This window comes from Streptacidiphilus sp. P02-A3a, assembly GCF_014084105.1.
Classification (GTDB): Bacteria; Actinomycetota; Actinomycetes; order Streptomycetales; family Streptomycetaceae; genus Streptacidiphilus.
The window spans coordinates 3,265,356-3,291,528 of the sequence record NZ_CP048289.1 but is presented as its reverse complement, the minus strand read 5'-3'; the positions used below and the strand labels follow the sequence as shown (position 1 = coordinate 3,291,528).

The following is a 26,173-nucleotide window of genomic DNA, read 5'->3' as shown; positions in this document are numbered from 1 at the left end:
GTTGTCTGCAAAATCCTCAGGGCTGGCCGAACACGCCCGAGGCGACGCCGCGGATGAACCGCGCGGCCTGCTCCCGACTGAACGTGAGCTCGCCTCCCTGCGGGTCCTTCGAGTCCCGGAACGCGACCACCGCGCCCTCGTCGCAGAGCTCCACGCAGGCGCCGTTGTTCTGACTGTAGCTGCTCTTCCGCCAGGGCCGGACGTCGCCGTCGCTGCTCGCCATGGTGCCCCACCTCCCACACAATCGGATCAGAAGATTCCGATACGGATTGCATATGCGATCGCATATGTGACAACCCGAGTATTTCCCTCCCGCCGGCGGTTCAATCGCGTGCCGACGAAGCACCGGGGGGAGGGGGCCGCGCCGTCGCATGTGCGACGGCGCGAAACGGAATCCTCAGCTCGCTCGGTCGGCGTGAAACAGCCGGACGGCACGCGGTAGCGCGGAGGGCGCACAAGGGGGCGCGAGCCCCCCGATCCCAACACCGAGGTCTCTGACCAGGACTGACGCACCGGCTCCGGACGACCGTCAGCCGGGAGGCGGGTCAGGGGAGTTCGAATTTCCTGCTCGCGGGCCGGTCGGACTCCGGTCCCCGTGCGAGACGAAAATATTTCGGGTCCGCCGAGGTGTGGCAGATTAATCGGAACCGATGGCCCTTGCAGCCAATTCGGTCGTCAAGCACCGCAGGGCCCCGACCCCGGCCGGCCAGCACGAGGAATCGGAGCCCTGCGAACTACTGCAGCCCAAGGAGGGCACACGTGATCAACTTCCCTGAGCGCAACGGCGTAGGCCGCTCGAAGCGCCACCGCCGCACGGATGAGGTTACCGGCCCTGACCAGGACTCCGGGTGGGAAACCCCGACCGGCAACGTCCTGTCCGGCTTGCTCACCGCCCAACTGGCGGCGCAGTGGGGGCCGTCCAGCACCTTCGGTCGGGCCGCCCTCGCCGTCACCACGACCGGCTACGTGGCCGTCGCCTGGCAGATCTGCAAATCGCGCCGGTGAACCCGAGGCCGGGTGGGGCGTGGGTTCGCGACCGAACCAGTCCGAACCGTCGCCCCACCCGCCCGAAGGAGAAACCACCCACATCCACCGGCCTTGTGACGAAAGTACGTCCTGCACAAGCCGATTCGTCACCATGCCCAGAGGGGAACCGCGACGTGAACGCGCCGGCCTGCTGCCTGTACTGCGGCAGGGAACTGCCGCAACGCCCTTCGGCCATCGGAAGGCCCCTGGCCTACTGCAACGCCAGGTGCCGGCAGGCCGCCTATCGCGGCCGCCGCTCGGACAACGCGACGGCCGTCCCCGACCCGCCGCAGAGCGACGGTCCGGCCGCCGAGTTCGCCGACGACCTGCTTCAGGAGGCCCGTCATCTGATACGCCTGCTGACGGTGCGGAACGCCTCCGCCATCGAGCCCGTCGAACAGGCCGCGCAACTGGCCCGGACCCTGGACAAGCTCACCGTGGCCCTCGTCCATCGTGCCCGCGCCGGGCACGTCTCCTGGCAACGTCTGGCCACAGCCCTGGACATGCGCCCCGAGACCGCCCGGAAGGCCTTCCGCTCCGCGCCGCCCCCCGCCAACCGCTCCGTCGCGCCCCGTCCCGCCGAACCCGACCAGCCGGACCGGCCCGAGGTCACCGGCTGGACCAGCACCCCCACGCATCCACACTCCTGGCTCGCCCCGGTCCTGTCCCGCCTCCACCGGGCCTCCGGCCTCACCCAGCGCGACCTGGCCGACCGCGTCGGCGTCTCCCCGTCGCTGCTGTCCCGCGTCCTCACCGGCGAGCGCTTCCCCAACTGGCCCTTGACCGAACGGCTCTCCCGCGCCTGCGGGGCCGACCCGGTGGTCCTGCAGAAGGTCTGGCAGGACGAGTGGCGGCGCCAGGAGCAGTCCCCGCCGGCCGTCATGGGCGCGACCGGCGGCCTGCTGGCGGCTCCCCTGGGCGAGCCGCTGGGCCCCGGGGAGATCGCGGCGGCCCTCCCCGGCAACCACCTGCCGCACTGGCCCGTCCTGTCGGTGCTCGGCGGCGGCCCCTTCGCTGCCTCGGTGCGGTCACCGGGATGGACGGCGGCGAGGTCCTCCGGTCCCCGCTCGCCCGAGCGTTGACCGGAGGACCTCGGGGCCGACCGGGATGGACCCGGTGGCGGCCCACCCCTCACTCAGCGGCGGGCCCGGCCCCTCGTCACGATCCGCTCGCGGGCATCAGCTGGGCCATGTCGAACTCGGCCACGTTCTTGTTGTCGCCGATACCGCCGCCCCACTCCAGGTAGCCGTTGCGCACGCCGGTGTCCACGTTGTTGAACATCGCCGAGAGGGAGAAGACGGTGTTCGCCGTGGGCGGCACCGACGTCAGGTCGCTCCAGGGCAGCGCCAGCTGGTAGAGGGTGGTGTGGTCGGTGTCGTCCCTGGTGACGTGGACGGTCGCGTTCGTCACCGGCCCCGCGCCCGCGGACGGGCTGGTCCACCGGTACAGCTGCGGGCCGGTGGGGGTGAGGGCGGCGCCGTACTCGTAGTGCCCGTCGGTCGAGGCGGCGCTGGTGGTGGCCGACGAGCCCGGCACGTCGGTGGTGGCCGCCACCTGCAGGCTGTCGCCCTGCCAGATGTCGGCCCCGGTGTAGGGCTCGGAGAAGGACTGCTCGGTCATCTGCGCGGTGACGTAGAGGTTCGTGGAGTCCCAGTCGAACCACATCCGGCCCGACAGGTAGGAGGAGCCGCCGTAGGGCAGCGAGCCGTCCAGCGACTGCCAGATCCCGTTCGCCGTGGTGGCCATGTCCACGGAGGGGCCGTCCTGGACCTGGGCGACCGTCCAGGAGCCGCCCAGGCTCCGGTGGACCACGGGCAGGAAGGTGACGTGCCCCGACAGGGTCTCGGATGACAGGCCGTCAGCGATGACGCCGGTCACCGTCAGCGGGTAGCTGGTGGCGAAGCTGATGCCGCTCACGGGCACGGTCACACTGGTGGAGGCGCCCGCGGCGATGGTCGCGGTGACCGGCTGGGTGCCCGAGAGGCTGCCGAGTCTCCAGTTGACCGCCTTCACCGCGGTCGGAGTTCCGGACGGGTTGTCCAGCAGCACCGTCAGCGCCCCGGCCGCGGGGCTGGTCCCGGTGATGACCGGCGTGGCCTGTTCCGGCGTGGCACCCGAGGTGACCGTGACCGGGCCGACCGCGCCCTCGGTGTACGCCCCGGCCGCGCCGGTGAACCCCGTCGTCGCGTCAAGTTCGGTCTGGGTGCCGGGGGTTGCGGTACCGGGAACCGCCACGCTCCAACTCGCGACCGCCTGCTGCCCGGGGGCGACGACGGCCGACGACACCGGCGAGGTCGCGGTCACCGTCCAGCCGCTCGGGGCGGTCAGGCCGAAGCGGAGATCGCGTACCGGCCCGGCCCCGGTGTTGGTGAGGGTCTCGGTGGCGGTGATCGTGGTGTCCGGCTTCACCACGGTCGGGGCCCGGACACCGAGCGGGTCCCGCACCACCACCGGGGTCGTACCGGTCACTCCGTCCACCGTCACCCGGATCGTCGCCACGCCCGGCGCGCGCATGGTGACCGTGCCGTCGCCGCTGACGGTCGCCACCCGCGGGTCGCTGCTCGCGTACCTGACCTGGGCGCGGGACAGGTCGACGAAGGACTGGTCGTTGTTGACCGCCTCGACGACGTGGTCGGCACTGGCGTGGTTCTGCTCCAGCGACGGGTCGGTGTCCGGGGCGATCCACGGGTTGGTGCCGGTCAGGCTCAGCGTCCGGCCCGCGTCGAAGACCACCTGGTCGGGCTGGACGGTGACCGACCGCACCCGGGGCGCGATCGCGCCGCGCACGGTGACGCTGCCGACGCCGACCGGGTCGGACGCGTCGGCGGCGACCCGGAACTGGTAGCCGCCGTCGGCGACGACCTGCTTCAGGCTGCTCTCGTCCCACTGGCTGAGGCCGGAGACCTCGACCGACAGCGTGATGTGCTGGGTCTGCCCCGGCCGCAGCAGTCCGGTCTTCTGGAATCCGGCGAGCTGCTCACGGGCGGTGTCACCGCTCCCGGCTCCCGGCGGCGCCACGTACAGTTGCGCGACCGTGGCTCCGGCCACCGGGCCGGTGTTGGTGACGTCGAAGCCCACCCGGACCGTTCCGTCCGCGGACGCGGCCGCCGGACCGACCCTGGTGTCCGAGTACCTGAACGTGGAGTAGGACAGGCCGTAGCCGAACGGATAGGTGGGCGCGCCGGTGAAGTACATGTAGGTGCGGCCGAGCCCGCCGGTCTGGGACGGGGCGAGCCCGTAGTCGGTCATCGCCGGGAGCTGGGCGTCGTCGGCGTACCAGGTGAAGTCCAGGTGCCCGGCCGGGTTCTGCCGCCCGAACAGCACCTGCGCGAGCGCGGTGCCCTGGCTCTCCCCGTTGTACCCGCTGAACACGATCGACGGGAAGTCCTTCTGGGCCTGCTGGATGTCGTACGGTCCGTCGGCCTGCATCACCAGCGCGGTGCGCGGGTTGCCCAGCGCCGCGACCTGGTCGATCAGCGACTCGTAGTTCCCCGGCATGGCCAGGGTGGACCGGTCGGTGCCCTCGTCGGCCACGTTCAGGTCGGACCCGGCGAACACGACCACCAGCGAGGCGGTCCTGATCGCGGCCCGGGTCGCGGCCGAGCAGGAGGCCGGGGTGGTGGCCGTGGTGGAGGTACCGCAGGCGTCGAAGGTGACGGTCGCCGCCGGATCGGCCTGCTTGACCGCGGCGGTGATCCCCCGCACCGCGCTGACCTGGAGGCTCGGATCGCCGGAGTAGCCGCCGAGGGTCACCGTACCGGCCAGGGCACCGACGATGACCACGTGGGACAGGTCGGCCGGATTCGCCGGCAGCAGCTTCGACGAGGTGCCGGTCACGTCGTTGTTCTGCAGCAGTGTGATGTCGTTCGCGGCGATCCGCTCCGCCAGCGCCTGGTGGGCGGGGCTCTGGATCTGCGACTTGGCGATCGAGGTGTAACCGACCTTGCTCGCCGGGTCGAACTCGCCGGTCTCCATCCGCACGGTGAACAGCCTGGTCAGGGCGGAGTCGACGACACCGGTCGACAGCATCCCGAGGTCGATCGCCGCGCTGATGTTCTGCGTGGTCAGCTCACCGCCGGAGCAGTTGAGTTGGGTCCCGGCCCGGATCGCGTAGGCCTGCCCGCCCGCCGCCGCGGAGATCTGCTCGCCGGTGGCCGTGTCCGTCCACGTCGTGCCGTTGGTCGTCCAGCCCGGCGGCGCCCAGTCGTGCGAGGAGGACTGGTAGACGTCGCCGATCGCCCCGCAGTCGGAGGTGGTGTACCCGGCGAACCCGTAGGTCGCCTGGAGCAGTTCGTCGACCGTGTACGTGTCCGCCGGGGACGGCGTTCCGTTGACCGCGTTGTAGGACGTCATGATGCCGGACACGTGCGCGTTCTGCACCAGGCTGGCGAACTGCTTGGTGTAGTAGTCGCGGATGTTCGCGTCGGTGGCGTCGGAGCTCCCGGTGTGCCGGGAGTCCTCCACGTTGTTCAGCGCGTAGTGCTTGGCGGTGGCGGCGACCTTCAGGTACGGGGTCCGCTGCGTGCCGGTGATCGTCTCGCCCTGGTAGCCGTCGACGAACGCGTCCGCCATCGTGGACGTCAGGTACGGGTCCTCGCCGAAGGACTCGTTCGTCCGGCCCCAGCGCGGATCCCGGTCCATGTTGACGTTCGGCGCCCAGAAGGTCAGCGACCCGTAGTCGGAGGCCGACCCGCCCAGGTTGTTCTGCCCGGTCCCCCACAGCGACTTGTCGAGGAAGCCGCGGGCCTCGTCGGAGATCGCCGTCGTCTCCTGGTAGGTCAGCTGCGGATCCCAGGTCATGGTCGAGGCGAAGTTCACCGGGAAGCTCGTCGCGTGCACCCCGCCGGTGACACCGCCGCGATCGCTGTCCGCGCCCAGCGTGTTGATTCCGTGCTGGCCCTCGCTCCAGTACGTGTACTGCTGCACTCCGAGGCGCGGTATCGCCGGGGCACTGTTCGTCTGCAGCTGGGCGACCTTCTCCGACAGCGTCATCCGTGATACCAGGTCCGCCGCCCGCTCGGCGAAGGAGTAGTGGGTGTTCAGGTAGACCGGTAATCCGGCGGTGGAATGCGTCGTGTCCGCCGCCCGGGCGGTTCGGGTGTCGGCTCCGGGGCTCGCCCGCGCGACGGCCGGAAGGACCGCCACCAGGCTCACCGCGCATACGGTGGCCATGAGTCGTGGCAGTGGGCGTCTGAGCACCTTCACGGTGGACTCCTCCGACATTGTGTGCGGACCTCTTCCCGGAAGGTGTGTCTACAACCCGACGTGTTATCGACGCAATACAGCTGACCGATCTTTCCGGGTCCCCTTACTGACCTCGGGAAACGGCACCACTTTCCTGACCGGAAGGGCCTGCGTCGGCCGCGGATGTAAGTTAATTCCACCCATTTATTTCCAGGGACAGGCCCCCCGCTCCGGCCGCAGGCCCCCCGCTCCGGCGGGTGCTTCGCGGGGGGCTGCTGCGACTGTACCAACTAGTATGTACACTGGACCCATGAGCACCAGGGAACGTCTGATCGAGAGCACCCGCACCCTGCTGTGGGAGCGCGGCTACGTCGGCACCAGTCCCAAGAACATCCAGGAGCTGGCCGCCGCCGGGCAGGGCAGCATGTACCACCACTTCTCCGGCAAGGAGGAGCTCGCCCGCACCGCGATCGACCGCACCGCCGAGGGGATGCGCGCCGGGGCCGACGCCCTGCTCTCCGGTCCCGGCTCGCCGCTCGAACGCGTCGCGGCCTACCTGCGCAACGAGCGCGACGTCATGAAGGGCTGCCCGATCGGCCGACTGACCCAGGACCCGGACGTCATGGCCGCGCCGGTGCTGCGCGAGCCGGTCGAGGAGATGTTCGGCTGGATCCGCGGCCGCCTGGCGGAGGTGCTGGCCGAGGGGGTCGAGGCCGGGGAGCTGAGCCCGGCCGTCGACCCGCGGACCACCGCGTCGGCCGTCATCGCCACCCTGCAGGGCGGATACGTCCTGGCCCGGGCGGCGGACAGCACACAGCCGTTCGAGCAGGCGATCGAGGGGCTGCTGGCACTGCTCGGTGCCCCCGGCGTCCGCTGACCACGTCGTACCTGCCCACCTCCGAGAACAGCCCGCACGAGAGCGAAGGAACACCCGAAGCATGCGCATATCCCGTGCCCCGCACACCGCCGTCGCCGCGCCGTCCGAGTGGATCTCGGGTGCCGCCCGCGTCGCGGAACTCGCCGCGCCCGACGGCGCGTCGCGCACCCAGGTCGACGACGTCCACTTCGCTCCGGGCGCCCGGACGCACTGGCACCGGCACCCGGTCGGACAGGTCCTGGTCGTCACCGAGGGCACCGGCCTGGTCCAGCGCCGCGGCGAGCCGGCCGAGACCATCCGCACCGGTGACACGGTGCGGATCGCGGCAGGCGAATGGCACTGGCACGGCGCCACGCCGGAGGCCTCGATGACCCATGTGGCCATCGAGGAACTGCCGGAGGACGGCACGACGGCGCTCTTCGGCGAGCCCGTGACCGACACCGAGTACGCCGAGTCCGCCGGAGCCGCGGGAGCCGCCAAGGAGGGCACGGCGGCCGCCGAGCCGGTCCCGCCGCTGAGCCGGGTCGTGGTCATGGACCAGCGGCTGCCGTGGGCGCTGGCCACCCAGCGCGTCGAGATCCGCCGCATCACCATCGCCCCCGGGCACGCGGCGGGCCTGCACATCCACAACGGCCCGGTCTTCGGCAGCATCGAGACCGGCTCGGCGGTCTACCAGATCGAGGGCGGACCCGAGCAGGTGCTCACGGCCGGTGACGTGTTCTACGAGCCCGAGGGCACCCGCGTCGCCCGCTTCGACGCGCAGCGCGACGGCGTGACCTTCCTCGGATACTTCCTGCTCGCCGAGGGCCTGGACGCCGAGCTGGTCTTCCCCGAGGACTGAGGACCGCCGCTGCGGGTACCGTGCAGCGAGCACTTCTCCGGGGCCTTCCCACGCCCGGGAGTTGACCGCTTAGGCTGTTCCCGTGATCAACAGCAACGAGTGGATGACCCAGCAGCTCGGCGAGGAGCCGCCGTCGGCGAACCTCCGCCCGGAGGTCCCGCACCCGGCCCGCATCTACAGCCACTGGCTGGGCGGGAAGGACACCTTCGCGTCCGACCGGGCGGCTGCCGAGCACGCCATCCGCACCTCCCCGGACATTCCGGCCGCCGCGCGGGAGAACCGGGCGTTCCTGCAACGCGCGGTCCGCCTGTGCGCCGAGGCCGGGATCCGGCAGTTCATCGACATCGGCTCGGGCCTCCCCACCCAGGGCAACGTGCACGAGGTGGTCCACCGGACAGACCCGCGGGCGCGGGTCGTCTACGTCGACAACGACCCGATCGTGCTCGCGCACGGACGCGCGCTGCTGGCGGACAACCTCACCACCACCGTCCTCACCGGGGATCTGCGCGAACTCGACGAACTGCTGGACCGTCCCGAGTTGCGCGCGCTGATCGACCTCGGGCAGCCCGTCGCGGTCCTGTTGGTCGCGGTCCTCCACTTCGTCACCGACGAACAGGCCCGCACCGCCATGAGGGCCATCCACAGCCGACTGGCGCCGGGCAGTTACCTGCTGCTGTCGCACAGCACGTTCGAGGGCAACCCGCAGCGGGCCGCCGAGGTGGCGAAGACCTGGGACGACACCGACGCGCCGATCGCGCTGCGCGGGCGCGCGCAGGTCGAGGGGTTCTTCGAGGACTGGGAACTGCTGGCACCCGGTGTGGAGTTCGTCCCGCTCTGGCGTCCGGAGGGCCCCACCGAGAACACCACGCGCTGGATGTACGCGGGGGTCGGCTACAAGCCCGCGCCGAGCTCCTGAGCACCCCCGCCACGGCCTGAGCCACCGGGTCCGCGGACTGGGCGGTCCCCGCTGGCCTGGCAGGTCACCGCGTTCATGGGGTTGCAGTCGCTCGGCTGCTACGCGGCCACGGCCTGGCTGCCGAGCCTGCTCAAGGACGCGGGCCTGAGCGAGGCCGACGCCGGGTGGATGCTCTCCTTCTCCTCCCTGTTCGGCGTCCTGGGGTCGTTCGTGGCGCCGGTCATCGTCGGTCGGCGGCTGCGCCCGGGGGTGCTGGCGGCCCTGGGCGCGCCGCACGACGTCTCGGGCAACTGGACGGTCCCGCTGGCGGTCCTGCTCCTGCTGCTGGTCCCGCAGGTGGTGATGGGCTTCGGCGCCGGCCGCGACCAGCACGTCGCGGGCGCCGCCTGAGCCCGGCGGGCCAGGTCAGCTGGGGTAGGTCAGCTGGGGCAGCGCCAGGTGCTCACGGAGCGTGGTGCCCTGGTAGGCGGTCCGGTAGACACCGCGCTCCTGGAGTTCCGGGACCAGCTGGTCGACCACCTCCTCCAGCGAGGCCGGCAGCAGGTAGGGCAGCAGGTTGAAGCCGTCCGCCGCGCCGGTGCGCACATAGTGGGCCCACTCGTCGGCCACCTGGGAGGGCGTGCCGACGAAGGAGGCGTGGCGCGGGTTGGCCTCGATCACCAGCTGGCGGATCGACAGGCCGCGTTCGGCGGCGAGGTCGCGCCACTTCTGGATCTGCTGGAGCTTGCCGGTGCGGCGCTCGATCGAGATGGTGCCGCGCGACGGGTCCAGCTCGCCCTCGACCGGCTCGATGTCGGGCAGCGGGCCGTCCGGGTCGTAGCCGGACAGGTCGACGCCCCAGTACTGCTCCAGGAAGGCGATGGCGCGGCGGCCGTTGATCCGCTCGCCCTGCACCCAGCGGGCCTTCTCCTGGGCCTCGGCCGGGGTGTCCGCCAGGACCACCGAGGCGCCGGGAAGGATCCGCACCGAGTCCGGCGCGCGGCCGTGGCGGGCCAGCCGGGCGCGCAGGTCCGCCGCGTAGGCGACGGCCTTCTCGTACTCGGTGTTGGCGGAGAAGACCACGTCCGCGTGGCGGGCGGCCAGCTCCCGGCCGCCGTCGGAGTCCCCGGCCTGGAACAGCACCGGACGGCCCTGCGGGCTGGGCGGCAGGGTGGCCGCGGTGCGCAGCCGGACCAGGTCGGTGGCCCGTTCGACCGCCCCACCGGTGCCCGCCGCCCACAACTCCTTCGCCGCGTCCACGAACTGGCCGGCCCGGTCGTAGCGGCGCTCGTGCTCCAGCCAGCCGCCGTGCCGGAAGTTGGCCCCGGTCCAGGCGTTGTCGGTGGTGACGACGTTCCACCCGGCCCGGCCGCCGGAGACGGCGTCCAGGCTCGCCAGGCGGCGGGCCAGGTCGGCCGGGAAGTTGTAGGTGGTGTTCTGGGTGGCCACCAGGCCGATCCGCTCGGTGACCCCGGCCAGCGCGGCCAGCTGGGTGATCGCGTCGGGGCGGCCGGCCACGTCCAGGTCGTGCACCCGGCCCCGGTTCTCGCGCACCCGCAGACCCTCGCCGAGGAAGAAGGCGTCGAACAGGCCCCGCTCCAGCAGCTGGGCGGTCTGTACGAAGGTCTCGACGGCCATGTGCGGAGCGGCCTGCGGGTGCGCCCACATGAGCTCCTGGCCGACCCCGGTGAAGAAGACGCCGAGGTGCACCTGCGGCCCCTGGGGGCGCTCGGGGTCCTGGTCGTCCGCGTGGGTGTGCTGCCTGTGCTGCTGTCCGGTCATGACGTCACCTCTGCGGCGTAGCGGTTGGCGGGGCGGGGCAGGCCGAGGGTGGCCCGCAGGGTGGCGTCCGGCTGCGGCGCGCGGTGCCGACCGTCGGCGTCCAGCGCGGGCAGCACCTCGGCGATGAGCACCGGGAGGTCCACCTCCAGTTCGGCCGGGTGCAGCCGGACGCCGTCCACCACCTCGGCCAACTCGTCCAGCAGGGAGCGGAGTCCGGCGACGGAGCCGACATGGCGCAGCCGCTCGCCGGGCGGCCAGGGGCGGCGCGCGTCCAGCGCGGCCAGCCGTTCGGCGGCCGGGACGTCGGCGTCCAGCAGTACCTCCAGCTCGGCCAGGACCAGCGGCGCGCCCGCGGCGCGGGCCCGCTCGGCGCGCTCGGCCACGGCGGCCACCGTGCGGCGGCCCACGAGTACCGCGTCCGCCCGCTCGTCCAGCTCCAGTGCGTCCGGGAGCAGCACCACCAGGTGGCCCTGCGGCGGGCGCGGGGTGATCAGCGGGCCCTTGACCGAGAAGGTGGCGGCCGCGACGTCCACCGGGTGCACCTTCTCGGCGTCCAGGTAGCGGCTGGTGGCCACGTCCTTGATGACCGCGTCGTCCTCCCAGGAGTCCCACAGGGCGCGGGCGGTGTCGACCACGTCCGCGATCTCCTGGCGCAGTACCTCGGCGGTGGGCAGGGCGGCGCCGACGGTGGCCAACTCGGCCTCGCCGTCCGGGCCGAGGCCGGCCGGGCCGACCACCCAGGCGCCCCGGCCGCGGCTGGCGTGGTCCAGCGCGGCCAGCTGGGTGGCCAGGTGGAAGGGCTCGGTGGTGGCCGGGTGCAGGGTGGGCGCGAGGCCGGTCCGGTCGGTACGGGTGGCCACGTGCGCGGCGCGGACACCCGCCTCGATCCGGTGGACCGGGCGGCCGTCCGGATCGGCGGGCGGGGGCAGCGGGCTGTCGTCCAGGGTGATCAGGTCGAAACCGGCCTGTTCGACGGCGGCGACCCGGCGGCGCAGCAGTGCGGCGTCAGCGGGCGGCGGCCCCGCCGCGGCGGGGTGCGCGCCCTGGCCGTCGAGCTCGACGGCCAGGCGCAGGCGGGCGGGAGCAGTCTCAGTCATGGCTGTGGGCTTCCGGTCGGGGACGGGTGCGGGGAGGGGGGAAGTGCTGGTCGGCGCGGTGCGGCCGGAGGGGCCGGGTCACAGCAGGGGCCTGACGCACTCGGCGAAGGTGTAGGCCTCCTCCAGGTGCGGGTATCCGGAGAGGACGAACTCGTCCACCCCGGCCGCGCGGTACTCGTCGATGCGTTCGGCGACCTCCTCGTGGCTGCCCACCAGGGCGGTACCGGCCCCGCCGCGGACCAGGCCGACGCCCGCCCACAGGTTGGGCGCGACCACCAGCCGGGAGCGGTCGCCGCCGTGCAGGGCCAGCATCCGGCGCTGGCCCTCCGAGTCCACGGCCCTCAGTCGGCGCTGGCCGGAGGCCACGGCCTCGTCGTCCAGGCCCGCGATCAGCTCCTCGGCGTCCTGCCAGGCGCGCTCCGAGGTGGCCCGGCTGAGCACGTGCACCCGCAGGCCGAAGCGCGGCTCCCGGCCCTGCCACTGGGCCAGTTCGCGCACCCGGTCGATCTTCTCGGCCACCTGGGCCACCGGCTCGCCCCAGGTCAGGTAGGTGTCGGCGTGGCGGGCCGCGAGGTCGAGGGCGGGCGCGGAGGAGCCGCCGAAGTAGACCCGGGGCACCGGCTCCGGGGGCTGCCGCAGCAGGCCGCCCTCCACCTGGTAGTACTCGCCCCGGTGGTCGAAGGGCTTGCCGGTCCAGGCCTCGCGTACCACGTCGAGGAACTCCTCGGCCCGGGCGTAGCGGGCGTCGTGGCCCAACTGGTCGCCGTAGCCGCGCTGTTCGGCGTCGCTGCCGCCGGCCACCACGTTCAGCAGCAGGCGCCCGCCGGAGAGGCGCTGGAAGGTCGCGGCCATCTGGGCGGCCAGCGCCGGTTCGACCAGACCGGGGCGGAAGGCGACCAGGAACTTGAGCCGCCGGGTGCGGGCGATCAGTGCCGCGGTGACCAGCCAGGAGTCCTCGCAGTGCGCACCGGTCGGAGTGAGCACCCCTTCGTACCCCAACTCGTCGACGGCTTCAGCCAGTTGACTGAGATAGCCGAGGCTGGCCGGTCGCTCGCCACCGGCCTGGCCGCTGCTGCGGCCGCCCTGGGCGCCGATGCCGGTGCCGTGGACGGCGCCGCCGAGGCGGCGGCCGTCGCCGCCGGTCGGCAGGAACCAGTGGAATGCCGTGTCCGGTCGCTGCTCCGTCACGAGCCGCACCTCCTCGACCGGCGCGGGGCCGGTCCGGGTCTGGGCCCGCGTCAGCCGGGTGCGCGGGCCTGGGGTGGATGGGCGCGCGCGGCCCGGCCCGCAGCACGCGGACGTGGAGCGTGGGGAGCGGGACGGACGGGCGCGCGGTGGGGCCCGCGGGCCGCGACGGACAGCCGGGAAGGGTGTGCGACGGGGCGCCTCAGCGGGCGGAGCGGTCCTCCGGACACAGCGCGCTGCTCACGCGCAGCAGGTCCACGTGCCGCCGCAGGACCAGCAGCTGGAAGCCGGGGCGGGGGTGTGCGGCGGCGTCCTGGACGCTGACTGTGCGCACTGCTGCCCCCTCCCACATGCGGGTCTCCGTGGTGCCGTTCGCAGGTCAGGAGCCTGGCCGGGGAACGGTGGTTACTGCTGATCACGGTACCCGTTCCCGGCCCGCCCGACAATGGCCGTCCGCCGCCCGCCGGTCAGCGCAGCGCGGAGGTGGGCCAGAGCGGTTCGTCGGCGGCCTCCTCGGCGGCGCGGAGCACCCGCAGCACGTTGCGGCCGGTCAGCGCCTCCAGCTCGGTGCGGGACCAGCCGCGGCGGGCCAGCTCGCGGAGCAGGACCGGGTATCCGGAGACGTCGGCGAGACCGACCGGCTGGCGGTCCACCCCGTCGAAGTCGCCGCCCAGGCCGACATGGTCGATGCCCGCGACCTCGCGGGCGTGCTCCACGTGGTCGGCCACCTGGTCGACGGTGGCCTCCGGTCGGGGGTGCTCGGCCAGCCAGCGGGTGATCCGCTCGTCCGTGGCGGCGGTCTCCCGGGTGTACGCCGCCAGGAACTCGGCCGCCGCCTCGGCGGGCGGCTCACCCGGTCGCGGGGCGCGCGGCCAGGGCCAGGAGACGGCGGCCAGGCCCAGCCGCTCCCGCTCGGCGGCCAGCTCCCGGGTCCACTCGGCGACCTGCGTGGAGACGAAGCCCGGCACGAAGGTCAGCTGGACCACCCCGCCGTTGTCGCGCAGCAGCTCCAGCACCGCGTCGCTGACGTTGCGCGGGTGGTCGGTGACCGCGCGGGCCGAGGAGTGGCTGAACAGCACCGGCACGGTGGACGCCGCCAGTGCGGCCCGCTGGGTGGACTCGGCGACATGGGAGAGGTCGACCAGGACCCCGGTCCGGTTCAGCTCGGCCACGATCGCCCGCCCGGTGTCGCTGAGGCCGCCGACCGAGGGCGCGTCGGTCGCCGAGTCCGCCCAGGCGTTGTTGTGGTTGTGGGTCAGCGTGACGTACCGCACGCCGAGCCGGGCCAGGCTGCGCAGCACCCCGGGCGATCCGGCCAGGCTGTGTCCGCCCTCCACGCCCAGCAGCGACGCGATCCGTCCGTCGGCGACGGCGCGTTCGACCTCGTCGGCGGTGTAGGCGATCCGCAGCGTGTCCGGGTAGCGGGCGACCAGCCGGTACACCGCGTCGATCTGCTCCAGGGTGGAGACCACGGCCTCCGGCTCGGGCAGGGTCGAGGGCACGTACACCGACCAGAACTGCGCGCCGACCCGGCCCGCCCGCAGCCGGGGCAGGTCGGTGTGCAGCTCCGGACGGTCGCCGTCCAGCCCTTCCACGCTGTAGCCGGAGCGGGCGCGCAACGCCGTCGGCAGGTCGTTGTGGCCGTCGAACACCGGGACGGCGCTCAGCGCCTGCTCCACCAGCCGCGCGGCCGGGTCGTCCAGGTGGGTCGGGGTTGCGCTCATCGGGGCAGGGTCTCCTTGGTGTCGGCCGTGGTGTCGGCCGTGGTGTCGGCGGGTGCGGACCGGTGGGTACCGGCGGCGGCACGGCGGCGCGCGGCCTGGCGTACCGGGTCGGGGACGGGCAGTGCGGCGATCAGCCGCCGGGTGTAGGCGGCGGCGGGTGTGGACAGCACCTGGGCGGTGGGGCCGGATTCGACCAGCCGCCCCTGGTGCAGCACCGCGACCCGGTCCGCGACCTGTTCGATCACCGCCAGGTCGTGGCTGACGAAGAGCGAGGCGAAGCCCATCTCCGCTTGTAGGGAGCGGAACAGCTCCAGCACCTGGGCCTGGACCGAGACGTCCAGCGCGGAGGTCGGCTCGTCGGCGATCAGCAGCTGCGGTCGCAGTGCCAGCGCCCGGGCCAGGCTGGCCCGTTGCCGTTGGCCGCCGCTGAGTTCGTGCGGATGCCGCAGCCCGTAGGAGCGCGGCAGCCGCACCGACTCCAGGAGTTCGTCCACCCGTTCGCGGATCGCCCGGGCGCCCAGCTGCCGTTGGTGCACCAGCAGCGGCTCGGCCACGCAGTCGGCGATGGTCAGCAGCGGGTTGAAGCTGGTGGCCGGGTCCTGGAAGACGAAACCGACCTGTCCGGCCCGGCTGCCCGCGGTCCCCCGACGCGGTCGGCGACCGCCCCGGCCGACGGCCAACTCCTCGCCGAGGACCGTGAGTTCGCCGCCGGACACGGCGGCGAGACCGGCCACGGCGCGGGCGATGGTGGTCTTGCCCGATCCGCTGCCGCCCACCAGCCCGAGCACCTCGCCGGGGTGGATCTCGAAACTGACCTGGTCCACCGCCCGGAACGGGCGGACCCCCAGCCGCCCGGGGTAGTCCACCACCAGCCCGGACGCCCGGACGGCGGGCCCGGCCCGCCGCTCCGCCTCGGGACCGGGCGCGACCGGAGCCGGGACCCGGGCGTTGGCCGGAGCCGGGACCGGCGTCCGCGCCCTGCCGAAGTCCGGTACCGCGGCCAGCAGTTCCCGGGTGTACGGGTGCTCGGGGGCGGCGAACAGCGCGCGCACCGGGGCCTGTTCCACGATCCGGCCCGCCCGCATCACCGCCACCCGGTCGGCGAGGTCGGCGACCACGCCCATGTTGTGGGTGATCAGCAGCACCGCCGCGCCGAAGTCGGTGCGGCAGCGGTCCAGCAGGTCCAGGATCTCGGCCTGCACGGTGACGTCCAGCGCGGTGGTCGGTTCGTCGGCCACGATCAGCCCGCTCCCCAGGACCAGGGCCATCGCGATCACCGCGCGCTGCTTCTGCCCGCCCGACAGCTGGTGCGGATAGTGGTCCACCCGCTGGTGCGGCTCGGGGATGCCGACCCGGTCCAGCATGTCGATCGCCAGTGCCCGACGCCCGGCGCGGCTGCCGCGACCGTGCGCCCGCAGGCCCTCGGCGATCTGCCAGCCGATGGTGAACACCGGGTTCAGCGCGGTGGACGGCTCCTGGAACACCATCGCCGCGCGCGCCCCGCGCAGCGCCCGCAACTGGGCCGGGGAGGCGGTCAGCACGTCCTGCGGCGGCTCCCCGCCGGGGCCGCCCAGCAGCACCCGGCCGCTGGTGGCGGCGGTCTCGGGCAGCAGGCCGAGGACCGACCTCGCGGTCACCGTCTTGCCGCTGCCGCTCTCGCCGACCAGCGCCAGCACCTCCCCGGCCGCCACCGACAGGCTCACCCCGTCCACGGCGGTGGCCCGGCCCTCGTCGGTGGCGAAGGACACCCGCAGGTCCTGGATCCGCAGCAGGTCAGTCATCGGATCCGCCTCCACTCGGTACCGCCTCCGGCTCCGGCGCCAGCTCCGGTTCCGGCTCCGGCCGGGTCCCGGCGTCCTGCCCGCGGCGGCGGCGCAGCCGCGGGTCCAGCAGGTCGGTCAGGCTCTCGCCGAGCAGGGTGACCCCCAGCAGGGCCAGCACCATGGCGATGCCGGGGTACAGCGCGCTCCACCAGATCCCGGCGGTCACGTCGTCCACCGACCGGTTCAGGTCGTAGCCCCACTCCGCCGCCGAGTTGGGCTCGATGCCGAAGCCCAGGAAGCCCAGCCCGGCCAGGGTGAGCACGGCCTCCGAGGCGTTGATGGTGAAGATCAGCGGGAGGGTCCGCACCGAGTTGCGCAGCACGTGCCGGATCATGATCCGCCAGCGGCCGGTGCCGATCACCCGGGCCGCCTCGACGAAGGGCTCGGCCTTCACCCGCAGCACCTCGGCCCGTACCACCCGGAAGTACTGCGGCACGAACACCACCGCGACCGAGCAGGCCGCCGCGCCCAGCCCGCCGGTGAGGCTGGACTGGCCGCCGCTGATGACGATCGACATCACGATCGCCAGCAGCAGCGACGGGAACGCGTACATCGCGTCGGCGAGGCCGACCAGCAGCCGATCCAGCCATCCGCCGAGGTAACCGGAGACGGTGCCCAGCAGCACCCCGGGGACCACCGAGAGCACCAGTGACGCCACGATGATCTCCACCGCCGTGCGGGCCCCCCACACGGTGCGCGCCAGCACGTCGTACCCGGCGATGGTGGTACCCGCCAGGTGCGCGCCGTCCGGGGCGTGCTGGGAACCGAACAGCGCCCCACCGGACTGGAGTTGAGCGAAGCCGTAAGGGGCGATCAGCGGCGCGAACAGCGCGGTGAGCAGGAAGGCCGCGGTCAGCGCCGCGCCCGCCAGCAGCATCCCGCGCTGCACGCCGACGCTGCCGCGCAACGACCCGGGCAGCGGCAGCCGCCTGGGTATCCGGCCTTCCGCAGAAGCTTTCTGACGTTTCATCAGTATCTCACTCGGGGATCGATCAGTGCGGCGAGGACATCGACGAGGAAGTTGGTCACCGCGACGATGACCGCGAACAGTGCCACGATGCCCTGTACCGCCGCATAGTCACGGACCGTCAGATAGTGGGCCAGCTCGTATCCGAGGCCCTTCCACTCGAAGGTGGTCTCGGTCAGCACCGCCCCGCCGAGCAGCCCCGCGATCTGCAGCCCCATCACCGTGATCACCGGGATCAGCGCCGGCCGGGCGGCGTGCCTGCTGATCAGCCGGAACCCGCCCACGCCACGCGAACGGGCGGCCTCGACGTAGTCCGTCGACAGGGTGCCGATCAGGTTGGTGCGCACCAGCCGCAGCAGCACCCCGGCGACCAGCAGCCCCAGGGTGATCCCCGGCAGCACCGCGTGCCGGAGCACGTCCTCGACCGCCGCGCCGTTGCCGCTGCGCAGCGCGTCGACCAGGTAGACGCCGGTGGTGCTGCTCTGGTTCTCCAGGTACAGCTGGACGTCGATACCGGCCCGCCCGTTGTCCGGCAGCCAGCCCAGCCAGACCGCGAAGACCAGCTTCAGCAGCAGCCCGACGAAGAACACCGGGGTGGCGTAGCTGAGGATCGCGCCGAGCCGCAGCACCACGTCCGGCGCGCGGTCCCGGTAGCGGGCGGCGACCATGCCCAGCGGCACCCCGATCAGCACCGCCACGAACAGCGCGTAGCAGGCCAGTTCGAGCGTCGCCGCGCCGTAGGTCAGCAGCACCTGCGACACCGGGGTGTCGTCGGTGGCGGTCCGCCCGAAGTTGCCGGTGGCGATCCCGCGCAGGTAGTCGAGGTACTGGCTGAGCAACGGCCGCTCGTAGCCTGCCTGGACGAGTTTGGCGTGCAGCTGGGCCTGGGTGAGCCGGTCACCGAACGCGCTGGTGATCGGGTTCCCGGCCACCCGCATCAGCAGGAAGACCACGCTGACCAGGACGAGCACGGTCGGGATGATCAGCAGGAAGCGCACCACCAGGTAGCGCAGCAGCCCGTGCCCGCCCCCGCCGCCGGTCGCGGCGGCGGGGGCGGCGGTGGGCGGCGGGTCGAGCTCGACCGTCGTGGTCACGATGCTGTCCTGTCCCTCGTCCTGGTCCTCGTCCGCTCAGCTCTTGGTGAGGTCGGCCCAGCGGAACACGTAGGCACTGGTCAGCGTGGCGGGCACGCCGCCGATGCCGCCGCGGGTCACGATCGCGGTGGAGCCCTGGAGCAGCGGGATGATCGGCAGCGTCAGCGCCACCTTGTCCTGGATCTCCTCGATCTCGGCGACCCGCTTCGCCGGGTCGGCCTCGGTCTCCTCCTGCGCGATCAGCTTGTCCACCGCCGGGTCCTGGTAGCCGTTGGAGACCCAGCTGCTGGCGGCGAAGAACGAGGAGAGGTAGTCGTCCGCGTCCAGGTAGTCGGCGTACCAGCCGAGTTGGTACAGCGGGAACTGGTCGGCCACCCGCTCGGTGCCGTACTGGGACCACAGCGTGGACTGGAGGTTCACCTTGAACAGCCCGGTGCTCTCCAGCTGGTTCTTGATCAGCGCGTACTCGTCCGTCGAGGAGGAGCCGTAGTGGTCGGTGTTGTACTCCAGGTTGAGCGTGACCGGGGTCTTCACCCCGGCGGCGCTGAGCACCCGGGCGGCGGCGGCCGTGGACGGACCCCCCTGCTTGTCGCCGTAGAGCGGCTTCAGCGACTCGGTGGCCCCGGCGATCCCCTGCGGGACCGAGGAGTACAGCGGCTGGTAGGTGTTCTTGTAGACCTGCTGGGCCAGTTGCTCCCGGTCGACGGAGTCGGCCACGGCCTCCCGGACGGCCAGCGCCTTCGCCGGGTCGGCCTGCGGCGTCTTCGAGCCGTAGGGCTGGGTCTTGAGGTCGAAGACGATGAACCGGATGCCGTTGCCGGAGCCGGTGTGCACGGTGATGCCGTTCTTGCCGGTCAGGCTCTCCAGGTCGGGGATGCTCAGCGTGCGGTAGACCACGTCCACCGCGCCCTGCTGCACGTCGAGCTTCAGGTTGCTGGCGTCGGTGTAGTACTTCAGCTGGATGTTCGATGTCTTAGGAGTGCCCAACTGGCCCTTGTAGGCGCTGTTGGCGGTGAAGGTGGCGAGGGAGTTCTTGGCGTACGAGGTGACGGCGTACTGCCCGTCCCAGGGCTTCGCCGCGACGATCGAGGTGTCGTCGAGGACCTTGTCGGCGGGGAACACCTTGTGGTCCACGATGATCCCGGCCTGGGTGGTGAGCACCTGCGGGAACAGCGAGTCGTTGGCCGCCTTGAGGGTGAACACCACCGTGTCCGGGGTGGGCGCGGCGGTCGAGGCGAGGTCGTAGAGCAGCGGCGAGGGGCCGTTGGGGTCGGCTATCCGCAACTGCCGGTCGAAGCTGAACTTCACGTCGGCGGAGGTGAGCGGGTCGCCGTTGGCGAAGGTCAGACCGGGCTTCAGGGTCACCGTGTACTGCTTGGGGCTGGTCAGCTCGATCGAGGCGGCGAGGTCGGGGGTCACGTCGGTGGTGCCGTCCCTGGTGCTCAGCAGCGTCGCGTAGACCTCGGTCTCGATCGCTCCGGAACCGGCGTCCCAGGAGCCCGCCGGGTCGAGGCTGACCACCTGGTCCGTGGTGCCGATGGTGACGGTCTTCGTCGGCGAGCCGCTGCCGGGCGCGGCGGCACCGGTCCCGCTCCTCTCACTGGTGCAGGCGGTGAGGGCGAGCAGGGTGGCCGCGCCGAGTGAGAGCACAGAGAGTCCGCGACGCCCCCGGGTTCTGTGGCCGTTCGGACCGGCGCTGAAGGCGTCCGCGCTGAAGGCGTCCGTGCTGAAGGTGTTCGTGCTGGGGCTGTTCATGGGTGTCTCTGCTCCCGCGTGGGCAGGTCGGGCGTGCCCGCCGCGGGTACCGCGGCGGGCAGCGCGAGGAGGGGTGGCTCGTTCCGCTGATCGATCACCGTGCGCGTACGAAGCCGCGGCACCGGGGCTGTTCCGGACAACCGGCCGTGATCAGGACTGACAGAGCGCGCTGCACACCAGCAGCAGATCGATGTGACGACGGCCGAACAGCGGGGTCGTCCGCCGCGAGCGGCAGGGCGTGAGCTGCCGCGGCAGGTTCGCGCGCGCCATGCTGTCCTCCCGCTCGGATCGGCACCCGGTTGCCGCAGCGCGCCGATTCCGCGCCGCCCACCGTGTGACTCCATGGTGCTCAGTCATTGTGAACCGCGTGCTGCGGACGTGTGTCGTGATCTCCGGCCCCCGACGTCCGGACGTCCGTGGACCAGGATGGACGCATGGAAGAGACACTGATGACACCGCGTCGGATCGCCGACGATCACGTCGCACGGGTTGCCGCCCAGGATCCGACGACCTCGGCCGCGCTGGGTCTGCACCCGGGCGACGACCGCCAGTCCGACCTGTCGCCGGAGGGCTTCGAGGCCCTCGCCGAACTCAACCGCCAGGCGCTGGGCCTGCTCGACGCCGCGCCCCGGTCCGCGGACCCGGGCGAGGTCAACTGCGCCCGGCTGCTGCGCGAGCGGCTCGGCGCGGGCCTCGCCGTGCACGACGCGGGCGACCACCTGCGCCAACTGTGTCCCAGCGGCTCGCCGGTGCACCAGGTCCGGCAGATCCTCACGCTGATGCCCACCGAAACCGACGAGGACTGGGCCGCCGTCGCCGGGCGCCTGCGCAACCTGCCCGGCGCACTGAACGGCTACCGGGCCACCCTCGGCGAGGGCATGTCCCGGGGGCTGTTCGCCGCGCCGCGCCAGGCCCTCGTGGTCGCCGACCAGCTCACCGCGTGGACCGGCGAGGACACCGGCGACGCCGACTGGTTCACCGGGTTCGTGGCCGCGGCCCCCGAGCACCGGCGTGCCGAGCTGGACACCGCCGCCGCCCGGGCCGCGTCCGCTGTCGCCGGGTTCCGGGACTGGCTGCGCGAGGACTACCTCGCCGCCGCCGAGGGCACCCCGGACGCGGTCGGCCGCGAGCGCTACCAGCGCTCCGCCCGCTACTTCACCGGCGCCGACCTGGACCTGGACGCCGACTACGACTGGGCCTGGTCCGAGTTCCACCGCACCCTCGGCGAGATGCGCGCCGAGGCCGACCAGGTGCTGTCCGGCGCGACCGTGCTGGAGGCCATGCGCCACCTCAACGAGCACGGCCCGGCGATCAGGGGCGAGCAGCGGGTCCGCGAGTGGCTGCAGGAACTGATGGACGGCGCGATCGAGGACCTGGACGGCGTCCACTTCGACATCGACGGGCAACTGCGCCGGGTCGAGTCCAGGATCGCGCCGCCCGGAACCGGTGTGGCGCCCCACTACATGGGCCCCAGCCTCGACTTCAGCCGCCCGGGCCGGACCTACCTGCCGACGCTGGGCCGGGAGACCTTCCCGACCTGGGGACTGGTCAGCACCTGGTACCACGAGGGGGTGCCCGGCCACCACCTGCAACTCGCCTCCTGGATCGCGGCCGCCGACCAGCTCAGCCGCTACCAGGTCACCCTCGGCAAGATCAGCGCCAACGTGGAGGGCTGGGCCCTGTACGCCGAACGCCTGATGAACGACCTGGGCTACCTGGACAGCCCGGGACTGCGACTGGGCTACCTGGACAAGCAACTGCTCCGGATCATCCGGGTGATCATCGACATCGGCATGCACCTCGAACTCGCCGTCCCCGGCGACTCCGGCTTCCACCCGGGCGAGCGCTGGACGCCGGAGCTGGCCGCCGAGTTCATGGCCGCCCATCTCGGCATGCCGGCCAAGCGGCAGGTCGGCGAGCTGACCCGCTACCTGGGCCGCCCCGGCCAGGCCATCGGCTACAAGCTCGGCGAACGGGCCTGGCTGCGCGGGCGCCAGAGCGCGCGGGAGCAGCAGGGCGCCGACTTCGACCTCAAGGCCTGGCACATGCGGGCGCTGGTCCAGGGCTCCTTCGGCCTGGACGACCTGGTCGACAACCTCGCCGGACTGTAACGGCGGCCGACGGACCGCCGAGCCCCACGCCGACGTCCACGGGCTCGCGGTCAGCGCGCTCGGCGGGGCGCCTCCGGCGGGGCTTCGGCGGCCAGGGACAGTTCGCGGTCGCCGAGCGGGGCGAAGAAGCGGGCGACGTCCTGCTCGCCGACCTCGGCCAGGGTGGCCGGGGTCCACCGCGGGTCGCGGTCCTTGTCGACGACCTGCGCGCGGATGCCCTCGACCAGGTCGGGTGCGGACAGGCAGGCGCAGGAGACCCGGTACTCCTGCTCCAGCACCCGCTCCAGCGGGCCGAGTCGGCGGGCGCGACGGACCGCCGCCAGGGTGACCTTGAGCGCGGTCGGGGACCGGCCGAGGAGGGTCTCGGCCGCCTGCTTGGCGGCCGGGACGCCGACGGCGTGCAGCCGGTCCACGATCTCCTCGACCGTGTCGGCCGCGTAGCAGCGGTCGATCCACTCGCGGTGGGCTGCCAGCTCCCCCGGCGGCGCCTCGCCCGCGTAGCGGATGAGGACCTGCTCCACCGGGAGCTCGGCCAGGTCCGCCGCCAGGCGGCGCAGCAGTTCGGCGGGGACGAAGTGGTCGGCGAGTCCGCAGAGCAGGGCGTCGCGGGCGCCGACCGCGCCGCCGGTCAGCGCCAGGTGGGTGCCGAGCTCGCCGGGGGCCAGCGCGAGCAGGTAGCTGCCGCCGACGTCGGGGACGAAGCCGATGCCGGTCTCGGGCATGGCGACCCGGGAGCCCTCGGTGACGATCCGGACGCTGCCGTGGGCCGAGATCCCGACGCCGCCGCCCATCACGATGCCGTCCATCAGCGCGACATAGGGCTTGGGATAGTGGGCGATGCGGGCGTTGAGCCGGTACTCGTCGGCCCAGAACGCCGCCGAGGCCGCCCCGCCGCCGGAGCTGACGTCGGCGTGGATGGCCCGGATGTCACCGCCCGCGCACAGGCCGCGGCCACCCGTCCCGCCGATCACCACGGTCTCCACCGCCGGATCGTGCGCCCAGGCGGTCAGCGCCCGGTCGATCCGGGTGACCATGGCGTGGTTGAGGGCGTTGATGGCCCTGGGCCGGTTCAGGGTCAGGTAGGCCGCGCGGCCCTCGGTACGCAGCAGGACCTCGTCCCCGTCAGGGGCGGGGCCGGTCATCGGACGGTTCCGGTCAGGTCGCGGGCCACGATGAGGCGCATGATCTCGTTCGTTCCTTCCAGGATCCGGGGCCCCGCGGGTCGCGGACGATCTTCCCGCTACCGTAGCCGCTCGCGCGCGCCCCTCGGCGGGCGGCGGCCGCCCCGCTGCCGATCCGCCGGAAGCCCTGGTGGCCGGGGCGGGGCGCCCCGGCCACCAGGGCCGTGCCGGTCAGGCCGTGGTGTCGGGCAGACTGTCGCGGACCTCGCGGGCGGCGGCGACCAGATGTTCCAGTGAGGCTCGGACCTCGGTCCAGCCGCGCGTCTTCAGTCCGCAGTCCGGGTTGACCCACAACCGTTCGGCGGGGATGCCGTCCAGCGCCCGGCGCAGCAGCGCGGCCACCTCGTCGGTGTCGGGGACGCGCGGCGAGTGGATGTCGTAGACGCCGGGGCCGACCTCGCGGGGGTACCCGGCCCGGGCGAGCTGCCGGGCGACCTCCAGGTGGGAACGGGCGGCCTCCAGGCTGGAGACGTCGGCGTCCATGTCGTCCAGGGCGGTGAGGATGTCACCGAACTCCACGTAGCACATGTGGGTGTGGATCTGCGTGTCCGCGCGCACCCCGCTGGTGGTGAGCCGGAACACCTCGGTGGCCCAGGCCAGGTACTCGGCGCGGTCGGCGGCGCGCAGCGGCAGGGTCTCGCGGAGCGCCGGTTCGTCCACCTGGATCACCGAACTACCGCTTGCTTCCAAGTCGTTGACCTCGTCGCGCAGGGCCAGGGCGACCTGCCGGGCGGTCTCGGCCAGCGGCTGGTCGTCGCGGACGAAGGACCAGGCCAGCATGGTGACCGGGCCGGTGAGCATGCCCTTGACCGGGCGGTCGGTCTGGGCCTGCGCGTAGCTGGTCCAGCGGACGGTCATCGGCTCGGGGCGGGAGATGTCCCCGGCCAGGACCGGCGGACGCACGTAGCGGGTGCCGTAGGACTGCACCCAGCCGTACCGGGTGGCCAGGTAGCCGCTCAGCTGCTCGGCGAAGTACTGGACCATGTCGTTGCGTTCGGGCTCGCCGTGCACCAGCACGTCGAGTCCGGTCTTCTCCTGGAAGGCGAGGACCTCGCGGATCTCGGCGGCGATCCGCTGCTCGTAGCCGGCGGCGTCGAGCCGCCCGGCCCGCAGGTCGGCGCGGGCGGTGCGCAGTTCGGTGGTCTGCGGGAAGGAGCCGATGGTGGTGGTGGGCAGCAGCGGCAGGCCGAGCCTGGCCCGCTGCGCGGCGGCCCGCTGGGGGTACGGCTGGGCGCGACGGGTGTCGGCGTCGCCGACGGCCGCGGCGCGGGCGCGGACGGCCGGGTCGCGGGTGAGCGCCGATCCGGCCCGGGAGGCCAGGTCGGCACGGTTGGCCGCGAGTTCGGCGGCGATGGCGTCGGTGCCCTGGCGCAGTCCCCGGGCCAGGGTGGTGATCTCGGCGGCCTTCTGCCGGGCGAAGGCCAGCCAGCGGGCGACCTGCGGATCCAGATCGCGTTCGGCCCGCGAGTCCAGCGGCACGTGCAGCAGCGAGCAGGAGGCGGCGACGTCCACCCCGTCGGCCAGGTCGAGCAGCGTGCCCAGGGTGGAGAGCGACGTGGCGAGGTCGTTGATCCAGATGTTGCGGCCGTCGACCACACCGGCGACCAGGCGCTTGCCGGGCAGGCCGCCCGCGGCGGCGAGGTCGAAGAGGTTGGCGGTGGCGGGGCCGGTGAAGTCCAGCGCCAGGCCCTCGATCGGCGTGCCGGCCAGCACCGGCAGGGCCTCGCCCAGGCGGTCGAAGTACGAGGCCACCAGCAGCTTCGGCCGGTCGGTGGGCGCGGTCAGGTCACGGTAGGCGCGGGCGGTGGCGCTCAGTTCGGCCGGGGTGCGGTCCTGGACCAGCGCGGGCTCGTCCAACTGCACCCACTCGGCCCCGGCGGCCTTCAGGTCCGCCAGGACCTCGGCGTAGACCGGCAGCAGCCGGTCCAGCAGGGTGATCGGCCGGAAGTCGGCGGCCACCCCGGGGGCGGGCTTGGCCAGCAGCAGGTAGGTGATCGGGCCGACCAGCACCGGGCGGCCGGTGTGGCCCAGCGCCAGGGCCTCACGCAGCTCGGCGACCTGCTTGGCCGAGTCGGCGGTGAAGACCGTGTCCGGGCCCAACTCCGGCACCAGGTAGTGGTAGTTGGTGTCGAACCACTTGGTCATCTCCAGTGGCGCGACCTGCTGCGTGCCGCGGGCCATGGCGAAGTAGCCGTCCAGGGCGTCGGCGGCGACGGCCTCCCGGTGCCGGGCCGGGATCGCGCCCACCATGACGCTGGTGTCCAGCACGTGGTCGTAGAGCGAGAAGTCGCCGGTGGGCACCTCGTCGACACCGGCGTCACCGAGCTGCTGCCAGGCCTGGCGGCGCAGTTCGGCGGCGGTGCGGTGGAGGGCGTCCGCGCTCACGCGGCCCTTCCAGTAACCCTCGATCGCCTTCTTCAGCTCCCGGTCGGGGCCCTGCCGGGGGTAGCCGTACACGATGGCCCGTGCCGCCGCGGATGTACTGGTCACAGAACTCTCCTTCGCGAGTACTCCCTGAACGAACCCGGGGACGGGCCGCAGACGCGAAGGGACGACAGACCCGGCGGCTCACGGCGTCCGGTCGAACGCGCGTGACCACCCGATGTGTACGCCGACCCGCCCACGAGGTCA

General features: G+C 72.9%; 20 protein-coding genes and 1 pseudogene. 7 read left to right on the top strand and 14 right to left on the bottom strand.

All coding sequences use genetic code 11. The features are described from left to right. Positions 1-16: 16 nt before the first annotated feature. On the bottom strand, positions 17-223 hold the full coding sequence (locus GXP74_RS14960; RefSeq protein WP_182451972.1) for a DUF397 domain-containing protein: 207 nt from the start codon (positions 221-223) through the stop codon (positions 17-19). A gap of 536 nt (positions 224-759) precedes the next feature. Here GXP74_RS14960 and GXP74_RS14955 point away from each other — a divergent pair. Together GXP74_RS14955 and GXP74_RS14950 are read left to right on the top strand one after the other, a co-directional pair. Further along, positions 760-1,005: a hypothetical protein gene (locus GXP74_RS14955; RefSeq protein WP_182451971.1), complete on the top strand. Its 246-nt coding sequence runs from the start codon at positions 760-762 to the stop codon at positions 1,003-1,005. Between the two features lie 155 nt (positions 1,006-1,160). After that, the gene (locus tag GXP74_RS14950; RefSeq protein ID WP_182451970.1) at positions 1,161-2,108 is read left to right on the top strand and encodes a helix-turn-helix transcriptional regulator; all 948 of its coding nucleotides are present in this window, start codon (positions 1,161-1,163) and stop codon (positions 2,106-2,108) included. Between the two features lie 76 nt (positions 2,109-2,184). Here the strand turns inward: GXP74_RS14950 and GXP74_RS14945 are convergent, their stop codons facing one another. Next, positions 2,185-6,231, bottom strand: a complete 4,047-nt coding sequence (locus GXP74_RS14945; RefSeq protein WP_225447944.1) for a glycoside hydrolase family 3 C-terminal domain-containing protein — start codon at positions 6,229-6,231, stop codon at positions 2,185-2,187. Positions 6,232-6,520: 289 nt separating this feature from the next. Between GXP74_RS14945 and GXP74_RS14940 the strand changes: the two genes are divergently transcribed. The 4 genes from GXP74_RS14940 to GXP74_RS14925 all read left to right on the top strand — a co-directional run bounded on the left by GXP74_RS14940 (position 6,521) and on the right by GXP74_RS14925 (position 9,234). Continuing rightward, entirely contained in the window at positions 6,521-7,087 is a 567-nt protein-coding gene (locus GXP74_RS14940; RefSeq protein WP_182451969.1) for a TetR/AcrR family transcriptional regulator, read from the top strand. Between the two features lie 61 nt (positions 7,088-7,148). Continuing rightward, positions 7,149-7,928 (top strand): cupin domain-containing protein, encoded by a 780-nt coding sequence (locus tag GXP74_RS42100; RefSeq protein WP_182451968.1) that lies wholly within the window; start codon positions 7,149-7,151, stop codon positions 7,926-7,928. 82 nt (positions 7,929-8,010) lie between these two features. Further along, positions 8,011-8,844 carry an SAM-dependent methyltransferase gene (locus GXP74_RS14930; RefSeq protein WP_225447943.1) on the top strand — a complete coding sequence of 278 codons (834 nt, stop codon included), beginning with the start codon at positions 8,011-8,013 and terminating at the stop codon, positions 8,842-8,844. A 75-nt stretch (positions 8,845-8,919) separates the two neighbouring features. Continuing rightward, positions 8,920-9,234, top strand: a complete 315-nt coding sequence (locus GXP74_RS14925; protein ID WP_225447942.1) for a hypothetical protein — start codon at positions 8,920-8,922, stop codon at positions 9,232-9,234. Positions 9,235-9,249: 15 nt separating this feature from the next. Here the strand turns inward: GXP74_RS14925 and GXP74_RS14920 are convergent, their stop codons facing one another. From GXP74_RS14920 to GXP74_RS14885, 9 genes are all read right to left on the bottom strand, one after another. Beyond that, a complete protein-coding gene (locus tag GXP74_RS14920) occupies positions 9,250-10,605 on the bottom strand; it encodes an NtaA/DmoA family FMN-dependent monooxygenase (protein WP_182451967.1) in 1,356 nt (451 codons plus the stop codon). After that, positions 10,602-11,702 (bottom strand): LLM class flavin-dependent oxidoreductase, encoded by a 1,101-nt coding sequence (locus GXP74_RS14915; RefSeq protein ID WP_182451966.1) that lies wholly within the window; start codon positions 11,700-11,702, stop codon positions 10,602-10,604. The genes GXP74_RS14920 and GXP74_RS14915 overlap by 4 nt, the downstream gene beginning before the upstream one ends. Before the next feature lie 78 nt (positions 11,703-11,780). Beyond that, positions 11,781-12,890 (bottom strand): LLM class flavin-dependent oxidoreductase, encoded by a 1,110-nt coding sequence (locus GXP74_RS14910; RefSeq protein ID WP_182451965.1) that lies wholly within the window; start codon positions 12,888-12,890, stop codon positions 11,781-11,783. A gap of 199 nt (positions 12,891-13,089) precedes the next feature. Then, positions 13,090-13,221 carry a putative leader peptide gene (locus GXP74_RS41445; protein WP_255528113.1) on the bottom strand — a complete coding sequence of 44 codons (132 nt, stop codon included), beginning with the start codon at positions 13,219-13,221 and terminating at the stop codon, positions 13,090-13,092. A gap of 133 nt (positions 13,222-13,354) precedes the next feature. Further along, entirely contained in the window at positions 13,355-14,611 is a 1,257-nt protein-coding gene (locus GXP74_RS14905; RefSeq protein WP_182451964.1) for a dipeptidase, read from the bottom strand. Further along, a complete protein-coding gene (locus tag GXP74_RS14900; RefSeq protein WP_182451963.1) occupies positions 14,608-16,392 on the bottom strand; it encodes an ABC transporter ATP-binding protein in 1,785 nt (594 codons plus the stop codon). The genes GXP74_RS14905 and GXP74_RS14900 overlap by 4 nt, the downstream gene beginning before the upstream one ends. After that, positions 16,385-17,404 carry an ABC transporter permease gene (locus tag GXP74_RS14895; protein ID WP_182451962.1) on the bottom strand — a complete coding sequence of 340 codons (1,020 nt, stop codon included), beginning with the start codon at positions 17,402-17,404 and terminating at the stop codon, positions 16,385-16,387. The genes GXP74_RS14900 and GXP74_RS14895 overlap by 8 nt, the downstream gene beginning before the upstream one ends. Beyond that, positions 17,404-18,495 (bottom strand): ABC transporter permease, encoded by a 1,092-nt coding sequence (locus GXP74_RS14890; protein WP_225447941.1) that lies wholly within the window; start codon positions 18,493-18,495, stop codon positions 17,404-17,406. Before GXP74_RS14890 ends, GXP74_RS14895 begins: the two co-directional genes overlap by 1 nt. A gap of 36 nt (positions 18,496-18,531) precedes the next feature. Next, entirely contained in the window at positions 18,532-20,250 is a 1,719-nt protein-coding gene (locus tag GXP74_RS14885; protein WP_182451961.1) for an ABC transporter substrate-binding protein, read from the bottom strand. Positions 20,251-20,684: 434 nt separating this feature from the next. Here GXP74_RS14885 and GXP74_RS14880 point away from each other — a divergent pair, with 434 nt between their 5' ends. Then, positions 20,685-22,361: a DUF885 domain-containing protein gene (locus GXP74_RS14880; protein ID WP_182451960.1), complete on the top strand. Its 1,677-nt coding sequence runs from the start codon at positions 20,685-20,687 to the stop codon at positions 22,359-22,361. Between the two features lie 50 nt (positions 22,362-22,411). On the opposite strand, the gene GXP74_RS14875 is transcribed toward GXP74_RS14880, so the two are convergent. The 3 genes and pseudogenes from GXP74_RS14875 to metE all read right to left on the bottom strand — a co-directional run bounded on the left by GXP74_RS14875 (position 22,412) and on the right by metE (position 26,032). Then, positions 22,412-23,503, bottom strand: coding sequence for an enoyl-CoA hydratase/isomerase family protein (locus GXP74_RS14875; protein ID WP_182451959.1), 1,092 nt, complete (start codon positions 23,501-23,503; stop codon positions 22,412-22,414). Next, positions 23,500-23,615 (bottom strand): annotated as a pseudogene (locus GXP74_RS42095) (acyl-CoA dehydrogenase family protein); the annotation flags it as partial. The gene GXP74_RS14875 and the pseudogene GXP74_RS42095, both read right to left, overlap by 4 nt. 98 nt (positions 23,616-23,713) lie before the next feature. Further along, a complete protein-coding gene (metE, locus tag GXP74_RS14870) occupies positions 23,714-26,032 on the bottom strand; it encodes a 5-methyltetrahydropteroyltriglutamate--homocysteine S-methyltransferase (RefSeq protein WP_182451958.1) in 2,319 nt (772 codons plus the stop codon). Positions 26,033-26,173 lie beyond the last annotated feature (141 nt).